The sequence below is a fragment of the Pseudomonas citronellolis genome (assembly GCF_001586155.1).
Lineage (GTDB): Bacteria > Pseudomonadota > Gammaproteobacteria > Pseudomonadales > Pseudomonadaceae > Pseudomonas > Pseudomonas citronellolis.
Genome location: NZ_CP014158.1, coordinates 3,873,692 through 3,892,113, shown reverse-complemented (window position 1 = coordinate 3,892,113; position 18,422 = coordinate 3,873,692). Strand labels below are relative to the sequence as shown.

Sequence of the window (18,422 nt, the reverse complement as noted above, 5' to 3'; positions counted from 1 at the left end):
CTCACTTGATGTACCAGCCCCAGGGCTGCTCGCTGTCGTAGCGGGTGATCTGCTTGGTCTCCAGGTAGTTGTTCAGGCCCCATTCGCCCAGCTCGCGGCCGATGCCGCTGTGCTTGTAGCCGCCCCAGGGCGCCTCGCTGAAGGTCGGTTGCGAGCAGTTGATCCACACGATGCCGGCACGGAACCGCCGGGCGACGCGCTCGCAGCGCGGCAGGTCGCGGGACATCACCGCGGCGCCCAGGCCGAAGCGCGAGGCGTTGGCCGAGCGCACGGCTTCGTCCTCGCTGTCGAACGGGCGCACGCAGACCACCGGGCCGAAGATTTCCTCGTTCCAGATCCAGGCGTCTTCGGGCACGTCGGCGAACACCGTCGGCTGCACGTAATAACCCTTGTCCAGCCCGGCCGGGCGTTCGCCGCCGCAGACCAGCCGCGCGCCTTCTTCCTGGCCGCGGGCGATGGCCTGCAGCACCTTGTCGTACTGCGCCTTGTTGACCAGCGGGCCGAGCAGCACGCCTTCGCGCAGGCCGTTGCCGATGGTGATCTTCCGCGCCTCTTCGGCCAGGCGCGCCAGCAGCGGCTCGTACAGCGCCCGCTGCACCAGCACGCGGGAGGTGGCCGAGCAGACTTCGCCCTGGTTCCAGAAGATGCCGAAGAGGATCCACTCCACGGCGGCCTCGATGTCGCTGTCGGCGAAGATCACGAAGGGCGACTTGCCGCCCAGCTCCAGGCTGATGTTTTTGATGTCGCGGGCGGCGGCCTGCATGATCCGGCTGCCGGTGGGCACGCTGCCGGTGAAGGCCAGCTTGTCCACGCCCGGGTGCTCGGCCAGCGGCGCGCCGGCGTCGGCGCCCAGGCCGGTCACCACGTTGAGCACGCCCGCCGGCAGGCCGGCTTCATGGGCGATCTGGGCCAGGTGCAGGGCGGTCAGCGGCGTCAATTCCGAGGGCTTGAGCACCATGGCGCAGCCGGCGGCCAGGGCCGGGGCGACCTTCCAGGCGGCCATCAGCATGGGGAAGTTCCAGGGGATGATGGCGCCGGCCACGCCCACCGGCTCCTTGCGCGCCACCGAGCTGAAGCGCTCGTCGGCCAGGGCGATTTCCTGCTCCTGGCTGGCGTCGAGCTTTTCCGCCAGATCGGCGTAGAAGTCGAAGCAGCCGGCGGTGTCGCCGATGTCCCACAGCGCCTCGGGCAGCGGCTTGCCGTTGTCGCGCACTTCCAGTTCGGCCAGTTCCTGCTGGCGGCCGCGGATGCCTTCGGCGATACGGCGCAGCACGGCGGCGCGCTCGGCTCCGCTCATGCGCGGCCAGGGGCCTTCGTCGAAGGCGCGGCGGGCGGCGCGCACCGCGGCGTCCACGTCCTCGGCGGTGGCGGCGGCCACCCGGGCGAGGAGGGTTTCGTCGCTGGGGTCGAAGGTGTCGAAGCTGCCGCCCTTGGCGGGGGCGAGCCATTGGCCGTCGATGTAGAGCTGCTGGTAGTTCATGCGGTTCCTCCGATGAAGGCGAAGCGGCGAGCGCTGAAGGGGCTGAGGTCCTGGGCCGGGCGGCGGCCGGCGGCGAGGTCGGCGACCAGGCGGCCGGTGGTGGCGCCCAGGGTGAGGCCGAGCTGGCCGTGGCCGAAGGCCATGAGTACGTTGCCCAGGCGCGGCGAGCGGTCGATCACCGGCTTGGTGTCGGGCAGGAAGGGGCGGTAGCCGACGCCGAACTCGACCTTGGCGGTGTCGAGCTGCGGCAGCACGCGGCGGGCCTTTTCCAGGATGATCTCGGCGCGCCGGAAGTTGGGTTCGGCATTGGGGCCGGCGAACTCGATGGTGCCGCCGATCTGCAGGCCGCGGGTCATGGGGGCGAAGCAGAAGCCGCCGTCGGCGTAGATCACCGAATGGTGGATGTCCACGCCCGGGGTGGGCAGCACCGCCTGGTAGCCGGCGATGCCGGCCAGCGGGATGCTCACCCCGAGCTGCTCGAAGAACTGCCGCGAGCCGGTGCCGGCGGCCACCACCACCAGTTGGGCGGGGTAGCGGCTGCCGTCGGCCAGGGTGACGCCGGCGGCGCGGTCGGCGCTTTCGTCGATGTGCTTCACCCGCTCGCGCACGCGGATGCCGCCCTGGGCGACGAAGCTCTCGGTCAGCGCGGCGATGAAGCCTTCGGTGTCGTTCACCGCGCGCCAGTCGGGGAACAGCAGGCCGTGCTGGAACTTGCCGGCCAGGGCCGGCTCGAGGTCGCCGATGGCGGCGCCGTCGAGTTCCTCGGACTGGAAGCCCAGCGACTTGCGCAGCTCCAGGTGCGGGCGCTCGTGGACCAGGGCGGCGGGCGAGTCGAACACCTCGATGATCGGCCGCTGGCCGAGCAGGCTCTTGTCCGCGCAGGCGTCGAGCAGCGGCGCGTAGTCCTCATAGACGTGGTGGGTGAGGCGCGCCATGTCGCGGGCGATCTCGGCGATCTTCGAATGCCGCGCGCAGGCGACGAAGCGCAGGAACCACGGCAGGATGCCCGGCAGCGCGCTGGGGCGCAGGGCCAGCGGGCCCCGCTGGTCGAGCAGCCAGCCGGGCACCTTCATCAGGATGCCCGGCTTGGACAGCGGGATGACCTCGCTCACCGCCATCTGCCCGCAGCTCCATTTCGCCGTGCTGTCGCCCGGCGCGGCCGGGTCCACCAGGGTCACGCGGTAGCCTTCGCGCTGCAGGTACAGGGCGCAGCAGACACCGACGATGCCGCCACCGACGACGATGGCGTTTTGCGAAGCGGCTTGCGGGTCGTTCATTTCAGGGTCTCTTCCGGGCAGCGGTGGTCGGTGAAGTCTTCCAGGCTGAAACCCTGCCAGTAGGGTTGGGCCCTGTCGACGTAATGTTCGGCGCGACCGGTGATGCAGGCCCGGCCCTCGATGCTCGGGCGTACCGCCGGCGTGCCGTCGGCCAGGGCCAGGACTTCCTCGACGCGGCCGTCGAAGCGGCTGCCGATCAGGCTTTCATGGCGGAACACGGCGTCGCGCGCCAGCAGGCCGCGGGCATGGCGCTGGGCCACCCGGGCCGAGGTGCCGGTGCCGCAGGGCGAGCGGTCGATCAGGCTGTCGCCGGCAATCACTACGCTGCGCCCATCGGCGTCGGCTGCCAAGGGGCGGCCGGCCCACATGCAGTGCTTCACGCCGCGGATGCTGGCGTCCTCGGGGTGCGCCACGGCGAACTCGCGGTTCACCAGCGCCTGCACCTCGCGCCCCCAGGCCAGCAATTGCTGCGGGGTGAAGTGCTCGCAGCCGGGGTAGTTCGGCTGCGGCTCGATGATCGGGTAGAAGTTGCCGCCGTAGGCGATGTCCAGGCGTAGCTCGCCGAGGGCCGGCAGCCGGATGCTCAGGTCGCGGTGCAGGAGGAAGCTCGGCACGTTGGTGAAGCGCACGCCGCCGACCTTGCCGTCCTGCATGCGGTATTGCGCGCTGACGCGCCCGGCGGGGACGTCGACGATCACCGTGCCCGGCGTCTTCGGCCGGACCAGGCCGGCTTCAAGGGCGAAGGTGATCGAGCCGAGGGTGGCGTGGCCGCACATGGGCAGGCAGCCGGAGGTCTCGATGAACAGCAGCGCGAGGTCGGCGTCCTCGCTCACGGGCGGGTAGAGCAGGGTGCCCGACATGTGCGCGTGGCCGCGCGGTTCGAGCATCAGCGCGCGGCGGATCCAGTCGTGCTCGGCCAGGAAGTGCTGGCGCCTTTCGCTCATGCTGGCGCCGTGCAGCTCGGGGGCGCCGTCGATGACCATGCGCACGGGCATGCCTTCGGTATGGCCTTCGATGCAGGTGAAACTCTGTCGGCTCATGGGGTGCGTCCTCCAGGGGACGCCGCTGCCGGGCGGGCAGCGGCGTCCATGCGCTCAGCGCTGGGAAGCCTCGAATACCTTGCGGAATTCGGCCTTTTCTTCGTCGGTCAGCGGCAGTAGCGGGGCGCGCGCGTTGCCGGCGCTGAAGCCGGCCAGCTCGCAGCCGTACTTCACCTTCTGCACGAACTTGCCGCTTTCCAGGCTGGCCATCACCGGGAACAGGCTGCGCATCACGTCCTGGGCGCCGGCCAGGTCGCCGGAGGCGAACTTGCGGTAGAAGTCGGTCACCTGGTCGGGGAAGCAGTTGGCCGGGCCGCAGATCCAGCTGCTGGCGCCCCAGAGGAAGAAGTCCAGGGCCTGGTCGTCGGAGCCGCAGGACAGCTGCACCTTGTCCTTGTAGCTGGTGCCGATCTCGATGGCACGCAGCAGGTTGCCGCTGCTTTCCTTGATGGCGATGACCCGCGGGTGCTCGGCCAGCGCCTGGACCACGCCCATGCCGACCTCGACGTTGGTGCGCACCGGGTAGTTGTAGAGCACCAGGTTGATCTCCGGGAAGGTCTCCAGGATGGTCCGGTAGTGCGCCAGCAGTTCTTCCTGGGACGGCAGCGCATAGTAGGGCGGGGCGATCAGCAGGTTGGTGTAGCCGGCCTCGACGGTCTGCTTGACCTGCTCCAGCACCTCGCGGGTGCAGGAGCCGTTGGCGCCGGCGATCAGGGTGCCGCGCTCGCCGACCACTTCCTTGACCGTGGCCAGGACCTGGCGGCGCTCCTCGTTGGTGAGCGCGTAGTACTCGCCGGTCGAGCCCAGCGGGACGAAGCCGCTGACACCGGCCTTGAGCTGGTATTCGAGGATCGAGGCCAGGGTGTCGTGGTCGACCGCGCCGGACTTGTCGAAGGGCGTGACGAGGGCGGGCAGGATGCCAGTGAGTTGCATGGTGGATCTCCGCATCGGTGGTGGGGGTTAGTAGGCGTAGCGCCTGAGCATCCGGGCTTCGATCACGCCGACCAGGCGGGTCAGCGGAAAAGCCACGAGGAAGTAGATGACCGCGACGGCGGAGAGGAACTCGACCGGCCGCGCGGTGCTGTTGGAGATGTTCTGGCCGACGAACATCAGGTCGGCGACGCCGACGGAGGAGATCAGCGCGCTCTCCTTGAACAGGCTGACGACGTTCGACAGCAGCGGCGGCACCGCGCGCAGCAGCGCCTGCGGGAACACCACGTAGAGCACCTTCACCCGCGGCGTCAGGCCCAGCGCGGTGCAGGCGTCGTGCTGCTCGCCGGCGATGGACTTGAGCGCGCCGCGGAAGGTCTCGCTGGTGATGGCGGCCATGTACAGCGTCAGCGAGATCACCACCGAGACGTAGGGCGGGATGTCCAGGCCGAACACCACCGGGAAGCAGAAGAACACCCAGAACAGCTGGATCAGCAGCGGCGTGCCGCGGAAGAACTCGACGAACAGCGTCACCGGCAGCTTCAGCAGGCGGCTGCGCACGTTGCGCAGCAGGGCCAGGACGAAGCCGGCCAGGCTGCCGATGACGGCGCAGCCGAGGGTGAAGGCGAGGGTCAGGGCCAGGCCCTTGAGCAGCACCTGCCAGTAGGAGAAGACGACGGAAAAATCGAGGCTCATGGCGGTTTCCTCAGCGCTGCGTCGCCAGGTCCTGGCGCCGTTCGAGGTACTGCACCAGCTGGCCGATGGGCAGCGACAGGGCGAAGTAGACGAGGGCGATCAGGGTGTAGGTTTCCAGGGGGCGGTAGGCCTCGGTGGCCAGGCTCTTGCCGACGTACATCAGGTCGGACACCGCGACTATCGCCACCAGGGCGCTCTGCTGCAGGCTGCCGATGCCGTTGGTCATCAGCACCGGCACCGCGCTGCGCAGGGCCTGTGGCAGCACCACGTAGAGCGTGCGCTGCCAGGGCTTCAGGCCCAGGGCGACGCAGGCGTCCAGGTGCTCGCGCGGCACCGCCTGCACGCCGGCGCGGTAGGCCTCGGCGTTGAACGCGGTGAGGTTCAGGCCCAGGGCCAGGAAGCCCATGGCGATGGGGTCGATGAACACGTTGAAGAGCATCGGCACGCAGTAGAAGAACCAGACGATCTGCAGCAGCGCCGGGGTGCAGCGGAAGAACTCGATGAACAGCTGCGCCGGCCAGCGGACGAAGAACCAGCGGCTGAGGGTCATCAGGCACAGGCCGAAGCCGCAGACCAGGCCGATCAGGTTCGACACCAGGGCCAGCTCCAGGGTGACCTTCAGGCCGCCGAGCAGCGCCGGCAGGCTGCCGCTCAAGAAATGGAAGTCGAATTGGTAATTCATGGCGCCGCCCTCAATCCAGGTGCACGACCTTTTCCAGGAACTCGCGGGTGCGGGCTTCCCTGGGTTGGCTGAAGATCTGCTCTGGCGGGCCCTGCTCGACCACCTTGCCGTTGGCGCAGAACACCACGCGGGTGGCGATGTGGCGGGCGAAGTGCATGTCGTGGGTGACGATGATCATCGCCATCTTCTGCTCGGCCAGTTGCAGCATCACGTTCTGCACCTCGATGACCATCTCCGGGTCCAGCGCCGAGGTGACTTCGTCGAACAGCATCAGCTTGGGTTCGAGCATCAGCGCGCGGGCGATGGCCACGCGCTGCTTCTGGCCGCCGGAGAGCTGGCTGGGGTAGGCGTGCAGCTTGCTCTCCAGGCCCAGGCGGGCGAGGTAGGCGCGGGCCTTCTCCGTCGCCGCGGCCCGGGACAGGCCATGGACCTTGCACGGGGCGAGGATCAGGTTGCCCAGCACCGACAGGTGCGGGAACAGCGTGTAGTGCTGGAAGACCATGCCGATCTGCGTGCGCAGCGCCTCGTTCAGCGGCTTGCCGCGGCGCTGGCCGCCGCTGATGTAGGGCTGGCCCTGGAAGGCGATGCTGCCGCCCTGGATGCCCTCCAGGCCCATCAGCACCCGCAGCAGCGAACTCTTGCCGCTGCCGGACGGGCCGATGATGACCAGGCGGTCGTCGGCGCGCATGTCCAGGTCCATGTTGTCCATCACCACCAGCTGTTCGCCGTAGGCCTTGCACACGCCTCGGAGCTGGATGAAGTCGCCGCCGGCGGTGGAATCCGGGGCGAACGGAGCCTGTGGCTGGGCAGCCACCAAACGCGGGGTATTCATGAGCGGTGTTCTCCGCGGGGGCCGCCGTTGCGCGGCCCCCGGTGTCGGCGGGAGTTACTTGGCGGCGGTCTTGGCGTTGACTTCGGCGGAGGCCTTGTCGACCAGGCGGTCGATCTCGCCGGTCTCGCGGCGCTGGGTCACGTAGATGTTCAGCACCTGCAGGTCCGCCGCGGAGATGTCGCGGCGCATGCCGAAGGCCACGCCCTGCTTGGCCAGGGCCGGCTTGGGCAGGACTTCCCTGGCCCAGTCGTTGGCCATGGCGAACAGGTGGTTGGTGTCGCTGGCGTCGACCAGCACGTCGGCGCGCCGCGACATCAGCGCCAGGCGCGTTTCGTCCATGCCCGGCAGGCGCATGACGGTGCCCTGCTTGAGCACAGAGGAAATCGCCTTGTCCTGGGCGGTGCCGGACATCACCGCGAAGGTCACGCCGGGCTTGTCGTAGTCGGCGATGGCGTTGCCGGCGCCGCTGAACTTGGGGTTCTCCTTGTTCACCACCAGCGACACCTGGTAGTCGGTGGCCGGCGCCGAGAAGGCTACCGCCAGGGCGCGCTCGGGCGTCTGGTTGAGGGCCATGGCCAGGTCCCACTTGCCGCTCTGCAGGCCGGCGACGAGGTTGTCCCAGTTGGTGTCGACGAACTCCACCTTGACCTTCAGCACCTTCTCGCCGAAGTCGCGGCACAGGTCGACGAAGTAGCCGCTGTACTGGCCGCTGCTGGCGTCACGCATCACATAGGGCGCGGCGACCGCCGCGCCGCAGCGCAATACGCCGGCCTTTTGCACGCCCTGCCACATGGACGTATCGGCGGCCTGGGACGGGGTCTGGGTGAGCAGCGCGCCGACGGCGGCCGCGCAGGCGAGGGCCTTGCGGATGGAGCGGGGGAACATACGAGCCATTTTGACCTCTCCGTAAATTTGTTTTTGTAGGCAGAAGGCAAACAACTTTCATCGCTGTGTGGTGTGTTGTGCGCTTTGATGTGTGCAGCGATGTATTCAGCGTATGGGCGATGGGCAAAACCTGTCAACAGAGGCCGCGGGCTTTTTCTTCAGCGAATGACCGACCGGTCGGCTGCGTCGGCCGGTCACAGAGCGCAATGGCCGGTCGCGTCAGGCCGCCAAGCGGCCGCCGACGCGCGCCGGAGGCGGGCTGGGGCGCTGGGGAAAGGGATTGAAGGGGGAGGGCTTGCGTGAGGTTTTTGAAACCTGAAGGTGAGAAAAAGCGTACTCAACCAATCTATCGGGGCGAGGTGAGCGGCACGGGGCGGCTGGGCCGCCGCCCCGGCTGGCCTAGAGCGCCAGCTCGGCGGAAATGGCCGCCGCGGTTTCCCGCAGCAGGCCCAGGTAGCGGTCTTCCGCGCTGGGCGTGGCCAGCACCGCCTCCGGGCCAGACAGGTTGATGGCGGCCACCACCTGGCCGCTGCGGTCGCGGATGGCGGTGGCGATGGCGGTGGAGTAGTCCGAGCGGTGCAGCACCCAGCCGCGTTCGCGGTCCTCGGCGATGGTGTGTTGCAGTTCCAGCAGGGTGCGCGGCGCCGGCGGCGGGTAGTCGTCCAGGCGTACCTGCTGGTAGAGCTGGGCCAGGCCGTCCTCGTCCAGGGCGGTGAGCAGCACCCGGCCCAGGGCGGTGACGTGGCAGGGCAGGCGGGTGCCCACCGGGATGTTCACCGTCAGCCGCTGCGGGGCGAAGGCGCGGTAGATGTACAGGCTGTCGGTCTGCTCGCGGATGCTCAGGTGGCACGACAGCGAGGTGCTGTCGCGCAGGGCGTTGAGGTGCGGCAGGGCAATTTCCACGATGTCGCGGCTGCTCAGGTAGGCGAAGCCGTCGGAGATCACCCGCGCGCCCAGTTCGTACTGGTTGCGCTCCAGGCGGTTCAGGTAGCCCATGTCCTGCAGCGTCTGGACGATGCGGTAGAGCGCCGAGGGGCTCACCCCCAGGCGCTCGGCCATCTCGTTCATGCCCAGGCTGCGCTGGTGGGCGTTGAACAGCCCGAGCAGGTTCAGGCCGCGTTCCAGGGCCGGCACGCGGTAGTCGCTTTCACTCATGGGGCCTCCACGGCGGCGCCCGTCGCGGGGCGCCGCCGGCCGGTCAGTCGAGCAGGGCGTCGATGCCCACCGGGCGGCCGTCGAACTCGGCCATGGCGTCGAGCAGCGCTTCCCAGAAGTACTGCACCGAGGCGCGGTCGCAGAGGATCTGCAGGTTGGGCAGGTCGTCGTCGCTGGCGTTGATGACGATGACGTTGAGCCGCGCCGCCGAGGTCTGCGCCACCGCGCCGGGGCCGAAGGCCGTCGGGCGCAGGTCGACGCCGCAGAGCTTGGCCATCACCTGCGCGTAGTGCTCGCCGCTCAGTTGCAGCCAGGCGTGGCTGTCCTGGCGCGGCAGCAGGTAGTTGGCGCTGTCGTCCAGCTGCCAGGCGGCCTCTTCGGCGGCGACGCGCGCGCCGCCGTCGTGGAGGCTGCCCAGCAGCAGGTACTCGGTCTGCGACAGGCGCGCCACCAGGCCGCCGTCGGCCTGGCGCAGGGCGCGGTTGGGCGCCTCGGGCAGGGCGTAGCCGCGGGCTTGCAGGTAGGCGGAGGCGTCGGCCCCGCGCAAACCGGCGCGGGGCAGGTTGCTCAGGTCGATCAGCGCGCAGCTGCGCAACTGCGCGTGCTCTTCCTGCTCGCCGTAGCGCGCGACTATGGCGGCGCGGCCCAGGGCGGCCAGGCGCGCGCCGCGGTGCAGCGGGTACAGCGGGCTGCGTTCGATGAAGTCTTCGGCTTTCAGGCTGGACATGGCTCAGAGCTCCTGGCGCAGGTTCTGCGGGTCGTAGAAGGGCAGCTGGACGACGGTGGCGCGCACCACCGCGCCGCCCTCCACGCGGATCGGGATCTGCATCCCCGGGGTGGCCTGGTGGGCGCCGGCGTAGGCCAGGCCGACGATCTGGCCGAGGCTCTGCGAGTACTCGCAGGAGGTGACGTTGCCGCTGATGTCGGCGCCGTCGAGCACCAGGTGGCCCTCCAGCGGCTGGGCGCTGCCTTTGGGCAGGACGAAGCCCACCAGCTTGCGCTTGAGCGGCTGCGCCTCGAGGATTTCGATGGAGCGCTTGCCGACGAAGAACGGCTTCTTGCGGCCGATCGCCCACTGCATGTCGATCTCCGCCGGGTGGGTCATGCCGTCGGTGTCCTGGCCGATGATCACGTGGCCCTTCTCCAGGCGCAGCAGGCGCTGGGTCTCCACGCCGAAGGGGCGGATGCCGTGCTCGGCGCCGGCTTCCATCAGCGCGTCCCACAGGCGCTCGGCGAAGCGCGCTGGCACGTGGACCTCGTAGCCCAGCTCGCCGACGAAGCCCACCCGCAGGATGCGCGCCGGGATGCCGGCGACCTTGCCGCTGCGCACGCCCAGGTAGGGGAAGGCCGCGGCGGACAGGTCGACGTCGTCGCAGAGCTTGGCCAGCACCTGGCGCGACAGCGGCCCGGCCAGGTTTACCGCGGCCAGCGCGGCGGTGACGTTGGCGATGTCCACGTTGAGGCGCCACTGCGCATTCCACTTGAGCATCTGCTGGTAGATGCGGTCGACGCCGCTGGTGGTGGCGGTGACGTAGAAGTGCCGCTCGCCCAGGCGCGCGCACACGCCGTCGTCGATCACCACGCCGTGCTCGTTGGTCATCAGCGCGTAGCGGGTGCGGCCGACCGCCAGCCTGGCGAAGCCGAAGGTGTACAGGCGTTCCAGCAGCTCGGCGGCGTCGGGGCCGCGCACGTCGAGGCCGCCTAGGGTGGAGACATCGATCAGGCCGACCTGCTCGCGCACGTGGCGGGCCTCTTCCTGCATGCAGCGCTCGCGATCCTCGGCCTTGCCGTAGAACGCCGGGCGCTGCCAGATGCCGGCGGGCATCATCTTCGCCCCGGCCTCGACATGGCGGCGGTGCATGGGCGTCTGCCGGTAGGGGTCGAAGGCGCGGCCGGCGACGTGGGCGAGCTTCTCCGCCTCGAACGGCGGGCGCGCGGTGGTCACGCCGGTTTCGCCGATGCCGCGGCCGGTGGCCCGGGCCACCAGGCGCGCGGTGGGCAGCGCCGAGTGGCGGCCCTGGGACGGGCCCATGCCGACCGTGGAGAAGCGCTTGACCAGCTGCACGTCGCGGTAGCCGCTGCGGGTGGCGTTGACGATGTCGCGCACCTGCAGGTCCTCGTCGAAGTCGACGAAGTCCTTGCCCTTGGGGTGGGGGAAGATCGGCCAGGGGAAGTTCACCTGCGCCTCGCCGGCGAAGGCGGCCGGCGCCGGCGCGTCCAGGCCCAGCGCGGCGAGGGCCGCGGCGGCGCCATGGGCGCCGTCGGCGAGCACGTTGCCCAGGGCGTGGCGGCCGTTCACCGAGCCAGCGATGTCCAGCCCGGCGGGCAGGCCGCTGATGGCGAACTCGGCGCGCTCCTCCTCGTAGGCCAGCTTGCCGCCGGCCTGGCACAGCAACTGGTAGACCGGCATGTAGCCGGCGGACATGCACAGCAGGTCGCAGGCCAGCTGCGTGCCTTGCGCGGCGACCTCGCCCTGGCCGGCGATGCGGCGGATGTCGACGCCGCTGACGTGGCGCATGCCGGCCTCGTGCAGGGCTTCGTAGACGGTGCTGCCAACGTGCAGCGGGATGTGCCGGCGCTGCAGTTCGGCGGCCAGCTCGGCGTCGGCCGGGGCTGCGCGCATGTCCACCACCGCGGCCACCTCCACGCCCTGTTCCTGCAGGTCGAGGGCGGCCAGGTAGCCGTCGTCGTTGCCGGTGAGGACCACGGCGCGCTTGCCCGGCTTCACCGCGTAGAGCTTCATCAGCCGCTGCGCGGCGCTGGTCAGCAGTACGCCGGGCAGGTCGTTGTTGCGGAACACCACCGGCTGGTCGAAGGAGCCGGCGGCCACCAGGCAGCGGGTGGCGCGCACCTTGTACATGCGCTTGTGCTGGATGACCGGCAGGTAGTTGTCGGTGAACCAAGCGTTGCAGGTGGCCTGGGTCAGCACCTGGATGTTCGGGTGGCCCTCGACGGCGCCCACCAGCTCGGCGCGCAGCGCGGCGGCGCGGCGGCCGGCGATGTCGAAGCGGGCGTAGTTCAGCGAGCCGCCGAGCACCGGCTGCTGTTCCACCAGCAACACCCTGGCCCCGGCGTTGGCGGCGTCCAGCGCGGCGCGCAGGCCGGCGGGGCCGGCGCCGATCACCGCCAGGTCGACGAACAGGTAGGCCTTGTCGTAGTACTGCGGCTTGAAGCCAAGGTCGAGCACGCCGAGGCCGGCTTTCTTGCGGATCAGCGGTTCCCACACCTTCCACATGCCCTTGGGCTTGTAGAACGAGCGGTAGTAGAAGCCCACCGGCATGAAGCGCGAGAACTTGCCCAGGTAGGCGTCGCGGTCGTTGTCGAGGCTGCCGGAGAAGTTCTGGCCTTCCACCGCCAGGCCTTCGCGGGCGGGGTGCATGTCGGCCAGCACGTTGGGCTCGTCGGGCAACTGCACCAGGGCGTTGGCGTCCTGCCCGGCGAGGGTCAGCGGGCCGCGCGGGCGGTGGTACTTGAACGAGCGCGAGAGCAGCCAGCGGCCGTTGCCGAGCAGGGCGCTGGCGATGCTGTCGCCCTCGTAGCCCTGGTAGTCGCGGCCGTCGAAGGAGAAGCGCAGCGGCCGCGTGCGGTCGATCAGCAGGCCCATGGGGGCGGGCAGGCGGGTGAGGGCGCTCATTGGGCGGTCTCCTGCGGGGCGAAGTCGATGCGGCGGTCGAAGATTTCCTTCGGGTCGAAGGTGCGGATCACCTGGTCGCTGACGGTGTGGCGTTCGGCCAGGAACCAGTAGCTGGAGGCGTTGTGCAGCCACCATTCGAGCACCACGCCGGCGGCGTTGTCGCTGTTGAACACGTAGTCGGCCCACTCCGCGTCGGAGCAGCCGGCCGGGTCGGGCATGCGCTTGAATTCGCCGCCGTAGGTGAACTCGCTGATGTTGCGGGGCCCGTTGAGCGGGCAGGTCATGATCTTCATCTGCGCATCCTCAGTGGCTGGCCGCGGTGGCGCCCATTTCGTTGACCTGCTGGAAGCGGCTGAAGCGCTCCAGGGCGAAGGGCGCGATCAGCTCCGGCACCTTGCCGCCGCTGGCCACAAGCTCGGCCATGGTCTTGCCGCAGATGGGCGTGGCCTTGAAGCCCCAGGTGCCCCAGCCGGCGTCGAGGTAGTAGTTCTCGACCGGCGACAGGCCCATGATCGGGCTGTAGTCGGGGGTCATGTCGGTGATCCCGGCCCACTGGCGCATCAGCTTGGCGTTGGCCATGAACGGGAACATCTCGATGGCGTGGGCCAGCAGGCTTTCCTTCAGGTCCAGGGTCGAGCGGGTGTTGTACAGCGGGTAGGGGTCGGAGCCGCCGCCGAAGACGATCTCGCCGCGGCTGGTCTGCTGCACGTAGCAGTGCAGCGCCGAGGAGCTCACCAGCGGGTCGAGGAACGGCTTGAACGGCTGGGTGACCATGGCCTGTAGCGGGTAGGTGTGGATGGGCGCGCGGATGCCGGCCTTGGCCATCAGCAGTGAGCTGGCCCCGGCGATGGCCTGGACCACGCAGCCGCACTGCACGGTGCCGCGGTTGGTCTTCACGGCCTCGATGCGGCCGTCGCGCACCACCAGGTCCTGCACTTCGGTGAGCTGGTGGATTTCCACGCCGCGCTTGGCCGCCTGCTTGGCGTAGCCCCAGGCCACGGCGTCGTGGCGCGCGGTGGCGCCGTCGATGTGCCACAGCCCGGCGATCACCGGCAGGTGCCCGGGGTCGAGGTTGAGCGTGGGCACCAGCTCGCGGATCTGCTGGCGGTCGAGCATCTCGGTGCGCCCGCCAAAGTGCTTGTTCACCTCGGCGCGCTGGCGGAAGGCGCGCACCGTGGCGTCGGTGTGGGCCAGGGTCAGCTGGCCGCGCTCGGAGTACATGATGTTGAAGTCGAACTCGTTGGACAGGCCCTGGAACATCCGCACCGACTCGGCGTAGAACTTCACGCCCTCGCTGGTGAGGTAGTTGGAGCGGATCACCGCGGTGTTGCGCGCGGTGTTGCCGCCGCCCAGGTAGGCCTTCTCCAGCACCGCGACGTTGGTCACGCCGTGGTACTTGGCCAGGTAGTAGGCGGTAGCCAGGCCGTGGCCGCCGCCGCCGATGATCACCACGTCGTAGCGCGGCTTCAGCTCGCAGGGCGGCGGCAAGTCGACTTCCACCGGGTAGTCGGCGCTCAGGCCGTATTTCAGGAGGGCGAAAGGCATGCTGCTTACTCCGCGGTGGTGCCGGCGCGTTGCAGGCGCGCGGCGGCCAGGGTGTTCTTCATCAGGTAGGCGATGGTCATCGGCCCAACGCCGCCGGGCACCGGGGTGATGGCCGCGGCCTGGGACAGGGCGCTGGCGAAGTCGACGTCGCCGACCAGCTTGCTGCGGCCGTCCTCGTCGATGCGGTTGATGCCCACGTCTATCACCACCGCGCCGGGCTTCAGCCAGCTGGCGTCGACCAGGCGCGGCTTGCCCACGGCGGCGACCACGATGTCGGCCTGGCGGCACAGCTCGCGCAGGTTGGCGCTGCGCGAGTGCACCACGGTCACCGTGCAGTGGGCCTTGAGCAGCAGCGCGGCCATCGGTTTGCCGACGATATTGGAGCGGCCGATGACCACCGCGTGCTTGCCGGCGAGGTCGCCGCAGGTGTCCTGCAGCAGGCGCATGCAGCCGGCCGGGGTGCAGGGTGTGAGCACGTCGCGGCCCTGGCTGAGGCCGCCGACGTTCTCGCTGTGGAAGCCGTCGACGTCCTTCAGCGGGTCGATGGCCTGGAGCACGCGGTTTTCGTCTATGTGCTTGGGCAGCGGCAGTTGCACGAGGATGCCGTTCACCGCCGGGTCTTCGTTCAATTCGGCGATCAGCTGGAGCAGGGCGGCCTCGCCGGTGTCCGCCGGCAGCTTGTGCTCCAGCGAGCGGATGCCGACTTCCTCGGCGCGCAGCACCTTGTTGCGCACGTAGACCTGGCTGGCCGGGTCGCTGCCCACCAGCACCACGGCGAGGCCCGGCTGGATGCCATGCTCGCGCAGGGCCAGGACTTCCTCGCGGACCTCGGCGAGCACCCGCGCCGAGGTGGCCTTGCCGTCGATGAGCTTGACGCTGGGAATGGCATTCATTTGAAGATCACCGTGCGGTCGTGGTTGAGGAAGACGCGATGTTCCAGGTGGTACTTCACCGCGCGGGACAGCGCGATGGTCTCGGTGTCGCGGCCGATGGCCACCAGGTCGTCGGGAGCGTAGGCGTGGTCCACGCGCTGCACTTCCTGCTCGATGATCGGGCCCTCGTCGAGGTCGCTGGTGACGTAGTGCGCGGTGGCGCCGATCAGCTTCACGCCGCGCTCGTAGGCCTGGTGGTAGGGCTTGGCGCCCTTGAAGCCGGGCAGGAACGAGTGGTGGATGTTGATGGCCTTGCCGGAGAGCTGCTTGCAGAGGTCGTCGGAGAGGATCTGCATGTAGCGGGCGAGCACCACCAGCTCGGTGCCGGTCTCCGCGACTATCTTCAATAGCTCGGCTTCCTGCTGGGCCTTGGTGTCTTTCGTGACCGGCAAGTAGATGAAGCGGATGCCTTCGCGCTCGGCCATCGGCCGCAGGTCGAGATGGTTGGAGACGATGGCGGTGATGCTCATCTCCAACTCGCCCTTGGCGTGGCGGTAGAGCAGGTCGGCCAGGCAATGGTCGAACTTGCTGACCATCAGCAGCACGCGCATCGGCTTGGCGCTGCTGTGCAGGCTCCAGTCCATGTCGAAGCGGCTGGCCACGTCGGCGAAACCGGACTCGATATTGCCGATGTCGCCCTCCAGGCCCTCGTTGAAGCGGAACACGGCGCGCATGAAGAAGCGGCCGCTGCCTTCGTCGTCGAACTGCGCCATCTCGCTGATGTAGCAACCCTGCTCGGCCAGGTAGGTGGTCACCGCCGCGACTATCCCGGACACCGCCGGGCAACTGATGCGGATGATGAAGTGGCTGGGGGCGTGGTGCATGTCGGGTCCTCGTGATGTGTGGAGGCAGCTCGGCGCGCAAGGGCGGAAGTTTCACCGGCGGGGACGGCTTTTGCCGGTGAATTGATTTTTACTGTTGGGAATATAAATTTCCTTTCGCGCTTTTATAGGCGAAGCGAATCCGTGGGTCCATACCCTGGGGAAAATTTTTATCCTGGCAGGAAAGTTTTCGGCCGAGCGGTCGGGAAAGGCTTTTCGTAGGAGCGAGCTTGCTCGCGAACAAACGCGGTGCCATGCGGTTCGCGAGCAAGCTCGCTCCTACAGGGGGAGGGTGCAGGAATTGACATCGGCGGATAACCGCGAATGGTTATGCGCCCTACGCGGGAATCACGCCTCACCTTGGACCGTAGGAGCGGGCCCTGCCCGCGAATCGCGCGCAGGACGCGCTCCTACATGGGAATGGAACGGTGGGGCAGCGTAGGCGGATCTCATCCGCGAATCGCGCCGGTGATTCCGGCTTTTCGTAGGAGCGAGCTTGCTCGCGAACAAACGTGGTGCCATGCGGTTCGCGAGCAAGCTCGCTCCTACAGGGGGACGGTGCAGGCATTGACATCGGTGGGTAACCGCGAACGGTTATGCGCCCTACGTGGGAATCACGCCTCACCTTGGACCGTAGGAGCGGGCCCTGCCCGCGATTTCGCGCGCAGGGCGCGCTCCTACATGGGAATGGAGCGGTGGGGCAGCGTAGGAGCGGATCTCATCCGCGAATCGCGCCGGTGATTCCGGCTATCGCGGACAAGGTCCGCTCCGTTGCAGGTGGGCACGGCTTTTCGTAGGAGCGAGCTTGCTCGCGAACAAACGTGGTGCCATGCGGTTCGCGAGCAAGCTCGCTCCTACAGGGGACGGTGCAGGCATTGACATCGGTGGGTAACCGCGAACGGTTATGCGCCCCACATGGGAATCACGCCTCACCTCGGACTGTAGGAGCGGGCCCTGCCCGCGAATCGCGCGCAGGGCGCGCTCCTACATGGGAATGGAGCGGTGGGGCAGCGTAGGAGCGGATCTCATCCGCGAATCGCGCCAGTGGTTCCGGCTATCGCGGACAAGGTCCGCTCCGTTGCAGGTGGGCACGGCTTTTCGTAGGAGCGAGCTTGCTCGCGAACAAGCGCGGTGCCATGCGGTTCGCGAGCAAGCTCGCTCCTACAGGGGGACGGTGCAGGCATTGACATCGGCGGATAACCGCGAACGGTTATGCGCCCTACGTGGAATCACGCCTCACCTCGGACTGTAGGAGCGGGCCCTGCCCGCGAATCGCGCGCAGTGCGCGCTCCTACATGGGAATGGAGCGGTGGGGCAGCGTAGGAGCGGATCTCATCCGCGAATCGCGCCGGTGATTCCTGCTATCGCGGACAAGGTCCGCTCCTACGTTGCAGGTGGGCACGGCTTTTCGTAGGAGCGAGCTTGCTCGCGAACAAACGTGGTGCCATGCGGTTCGCGAGCAAGCTCGCTCCTACAGGGGACGGTGCAGGCATTGACATCGGTGGGTAACCGCGAACGGTTATGCGCCCTACGTGGGAATCACGCCTCACCTTGGACCGTAGGAGCGGGCCCTGCCCGCGATTTCGCGCGCAGGGCGCGCTCCTACATGGGAATGGAGCGGTGGGGCAGCGTAGGAGCGGATCTCATCCGCGAATCGCGCCGGTGATTCCTGCTATCGCGGACAAGGTCCGCTCCTACGTTGCAGGTGGGCACGGCTTTTCGTAGGAGCGAGCTTGCTCGCGAACAAACGTGGTGCCATGCGGTTCGCGAGCAAGCTCGCTCCTACAGGGGAATGGCGTGCCTGGTCTCCCGGCCGCTCAATCGTTGCCGTAGTTCATGATCGACAACAGCCGGATCGGCACCTGCACCAGCTTCTCCGGGCCGTGGGGCGTTTCGCCGTCGAAGGTCAGGCTGTCGCCGGCCTGCATGGGATAGAGCTGGTTGCCGTGGCGGTACACCAACTCGCCCTCCAGCAGGTGGAGGAACTCGGTGCCGGGGTGGGAGAAGGTCGGGAACTCCTCGCTGGCGTCGTCCATGCTGACCATGTAGGCCTCGAAGTTCTTCTTCGGCCCGCGGGTGTGGTTGAGCAACTGGTAGGTGTGACCCTTCTCGGTGCCGCGGCGCACCACTTCCAGGCCGTCGCCGGCCTTCACCAGCAGGGCGTTGCCGTCGGGCTGGTCGTACTGGCTGAAGAGTTTCGACATCGGCATGCCGAGCACGTCGCACAGGCGGCTCAGGGTGTCGAGGCTGGTGGAGACCTGGGCGTTCTCGATCTTGCTCAGCATGCCCTGGCTGATCCCCGCGATGCGCGCCACGTCCGCCAGCTTGAGCTCCTGCGCCTGGCGCTGGCGCTTGATCTGCATGCCCAGGTACTGCTCCAGGCGGAGGCGCGGTTGGGTCTCGGTCGACATTCAGGGTTCCTGCACGGTTTAGGTTCAAGAATAATTATTTCGCACTGAGAAAGTGCGGAGGGGCGGCTGCGGCTTGGCAACTTTCCCACAGTGAAAGCAAGT

Annotated in this window: 16 protein-coding genes; all 16 read right to left on the bottom strand. The window is 68.5% G+C overall.

The window, feature by feature from the left end; translation table 11 throughout:
* Position 1 precedes the first annotated feature (1 nt).
* The 16 genes from PcP3B5_RS16855 to PcP3B5_RS16780 all read right to left on the bottom strand — a co-directional run bounded on the left by PcP3B5_RS16855 (position 2) and on the right by PcP3B5_RS16780 (position 18,320).
* Complete coding sequence (locus PcP3B5_RS16855; protein ID WP_061561928.1) at positions 2-1,480, bottom strand: aldehyde dehydrogenase family protein; 1,479 nt, start codon at positions 1,478-1,480, stop codon at positions 2-4.
* Complete coding sequence (locus PcP3B5_RS16850; RefSeq protein WP_061561927.1) at positions 1,477-2,757, bottom strand: NAD(P)/FAD-dependent oxidoreductase; 1,281 nt, start codon at positions 2,755-2,757, stop codon at positions 1,477-1,479. The genes PcP3B5_RS16855 and PcP3B5_RS16850 overlap by 4 nt, the downstream gene beginning before the upstream one ends.
* A complete protein-coding gene (locus PcP3B5_RS16845) occupies positions 2,754-3,797 on the bottom strand; it encodes a 4-hydroxyproline epimerase (RefSeq protein ID WP_061561926.1) in 1,044 nt (347 codons plus the stop codon). Before PcP3B5_RS16845 ends, PcP3B5_RS16850 begins: the two co-directional genes overlap by 4 nt.
* Positions 3,798-3,851: 54 nt before the next feature.
* On the bottom strand, positions 3,852-4,730 hold the full coding sequence (gene dapA, locus PcP3B5_RS16840) for a 4-hydroxy-tetrahydrodipicolinate synthase (RefSeq protein ID WP_061561925.1): 879 nt from the start codon (positions 4,728-4,730) through the stop codon (positions 3,852-3,854).
* Between the two features lie 27 nt (positions 4,731-4,757).
* Entirely contained in the window at positions 4,758-5,423 is a 666-nt protein-coding gene (locus PcP3B5_RS16835; RefSeq protein WP_043313383.1) for an amino acid ABC transporter permease, read from the bottom strand.
* A 10-nt stretch (positions 5,424-5,433) separates the two neighbouring features.
* Positions 5,434-6,105: an amino acid ABC transporter permease gene (locus PcP3B5_RS16830; RefSeq protein ID WP_009622578.1), complete on the bottom strand. Its 672-nt coding sequence runs from the start codon at positions 6,103-6,105 to the stop codon at positions 5,434-5,436.
* A gap of 10 nt (positions 6,106-6,115) precedes the next feature.
* Positions 6,116-6,937, bottom strand: coding sequence for an amino acid ABC transporter ATP-binding protein (locus tag PcP3B5_RS16825; RefSeq protein ID WP_009622576.1), 822 nt, complete (start codon positions 6,935-6,937; stop codon positions 6,116-6,118).
* A gap of 54 nt (positions 6,938-6,991) precedes the next feature.
* Complete coding sequence (locus PcP3B5_RS16820) at positions 6,992-7,831, bottom strand: substrate-binding periplasmic protein (protein WP_043271776.1); 840 nt, start codon at positions 7,829-7,831, stop codon at positions 6,992-6,994.
* Between the two features lie 390 nt (positions 7,832-8,221).
* Complete coding sequence (locus PcP3B5_RS16815; RefSeq protein WP_061561924.1) at positions 8,222-8,977, bottom strand: IclR family transcriptional regulator; 756 nt, start codon at positions 8,975-8,977, stop codon at positions 8,222-8,224.
* Between the two features lie 43 nt (positions 8,978-9,020).
* Positions 9,021-9,704: a sarcosine oxidase subunit gamma gene (locus PcP3B5_RS16810; RefSeq protein WP_009622570.1), complete on the bottom strand. Its 684-nt coding sequence runs from the start codon at positions 9,702-9,704 to the stop codon at positions 9,021-9,023.
* 3 nt (positions 9,705-9,707) lie between these two features.
* Positions 9,708-12,611 carry a 2Fe-2S iron-sulfur cluster-binding protein gene (locus tag PcP3B5_RS16805; RefSeq protein WP_058072573.1) on the bottom strand — a complete coding sequence of 968 codons (2,904 nt, stop codon included), beginning with the start codon at positions 12,609-12,611 and terminating at the stop codon, positions 9,708-9,710.
* The gene (locus PcP3B5_RS16800) at positions 12,608-12,904 is read right to left on the bottom strand and encodes a sarcosine oxidase subunit delta (RefSeq protein ID WP_009622566.1); all 297 of its coding nucleotides are present in this window, start codon (positions 12,902-12,904) and stop codon (positions 12,608-12,610) included. Before PcP3B5_RS16800 ends, PcP3B5_RS16805 begins: the two co-directional genes overlap by 4 nt.
* Before the next feature lie 10 nt (positions 12,905-12,914).
* On the bottom strand, positions 12,915-14,156 hold the full coding sequence (locus tag PcP3B5_RS16795; RefSeq protein WP_043271774.1) for an FAD-dependent oxidoreductase: 1,242 nt from the start codon (positions 14,154-14,156) through the stop codon (positions 12,915-12,917).
* A gap of 5 nt (positions 14,157-14,161) precedes the next feature.
* Complete coding sequence (folD, locus tag PcP3B5_RS16790; protein WP_043271773.1) at positions 14,162-15,049, bottom strand: bifunctional methylenetetrahydrofolate dehydrogenase/methenyltetrahydrofolate cyclohydrolase FolD; 888 nt, start codon at positions 15,047-15,049, stop codon at positions 14,162-14,164.
* Entirely contained in the window at positions 15,046-15,912 is an 867-nt protein-coding gene (gene purU / locus PcP3B5_RS16785; protein WP_061561923.1) for a formyltetrahydrofolate deformylase, read from the bottom strand. Before purU ends, folD begins: the two co-directional genes overlap by 4 nt.
* 1,814 nt (positions 15,913-17,726) lie before the next feature.
* The gene (locus PcP3B5_RS16780) at positions 17,727-18,320 is read right to left on the bottom strand and encodes a helix-turn-helix domain-containing protein (protein WP_009622552.1); all 594 of its coding nucleotides are present in this window, start codon (positions 18,318-18,320) and stop codon (positions 17,727-17,729) included.
* Positions 18,321-18,422: the final 102 nt, after the last annotated feature.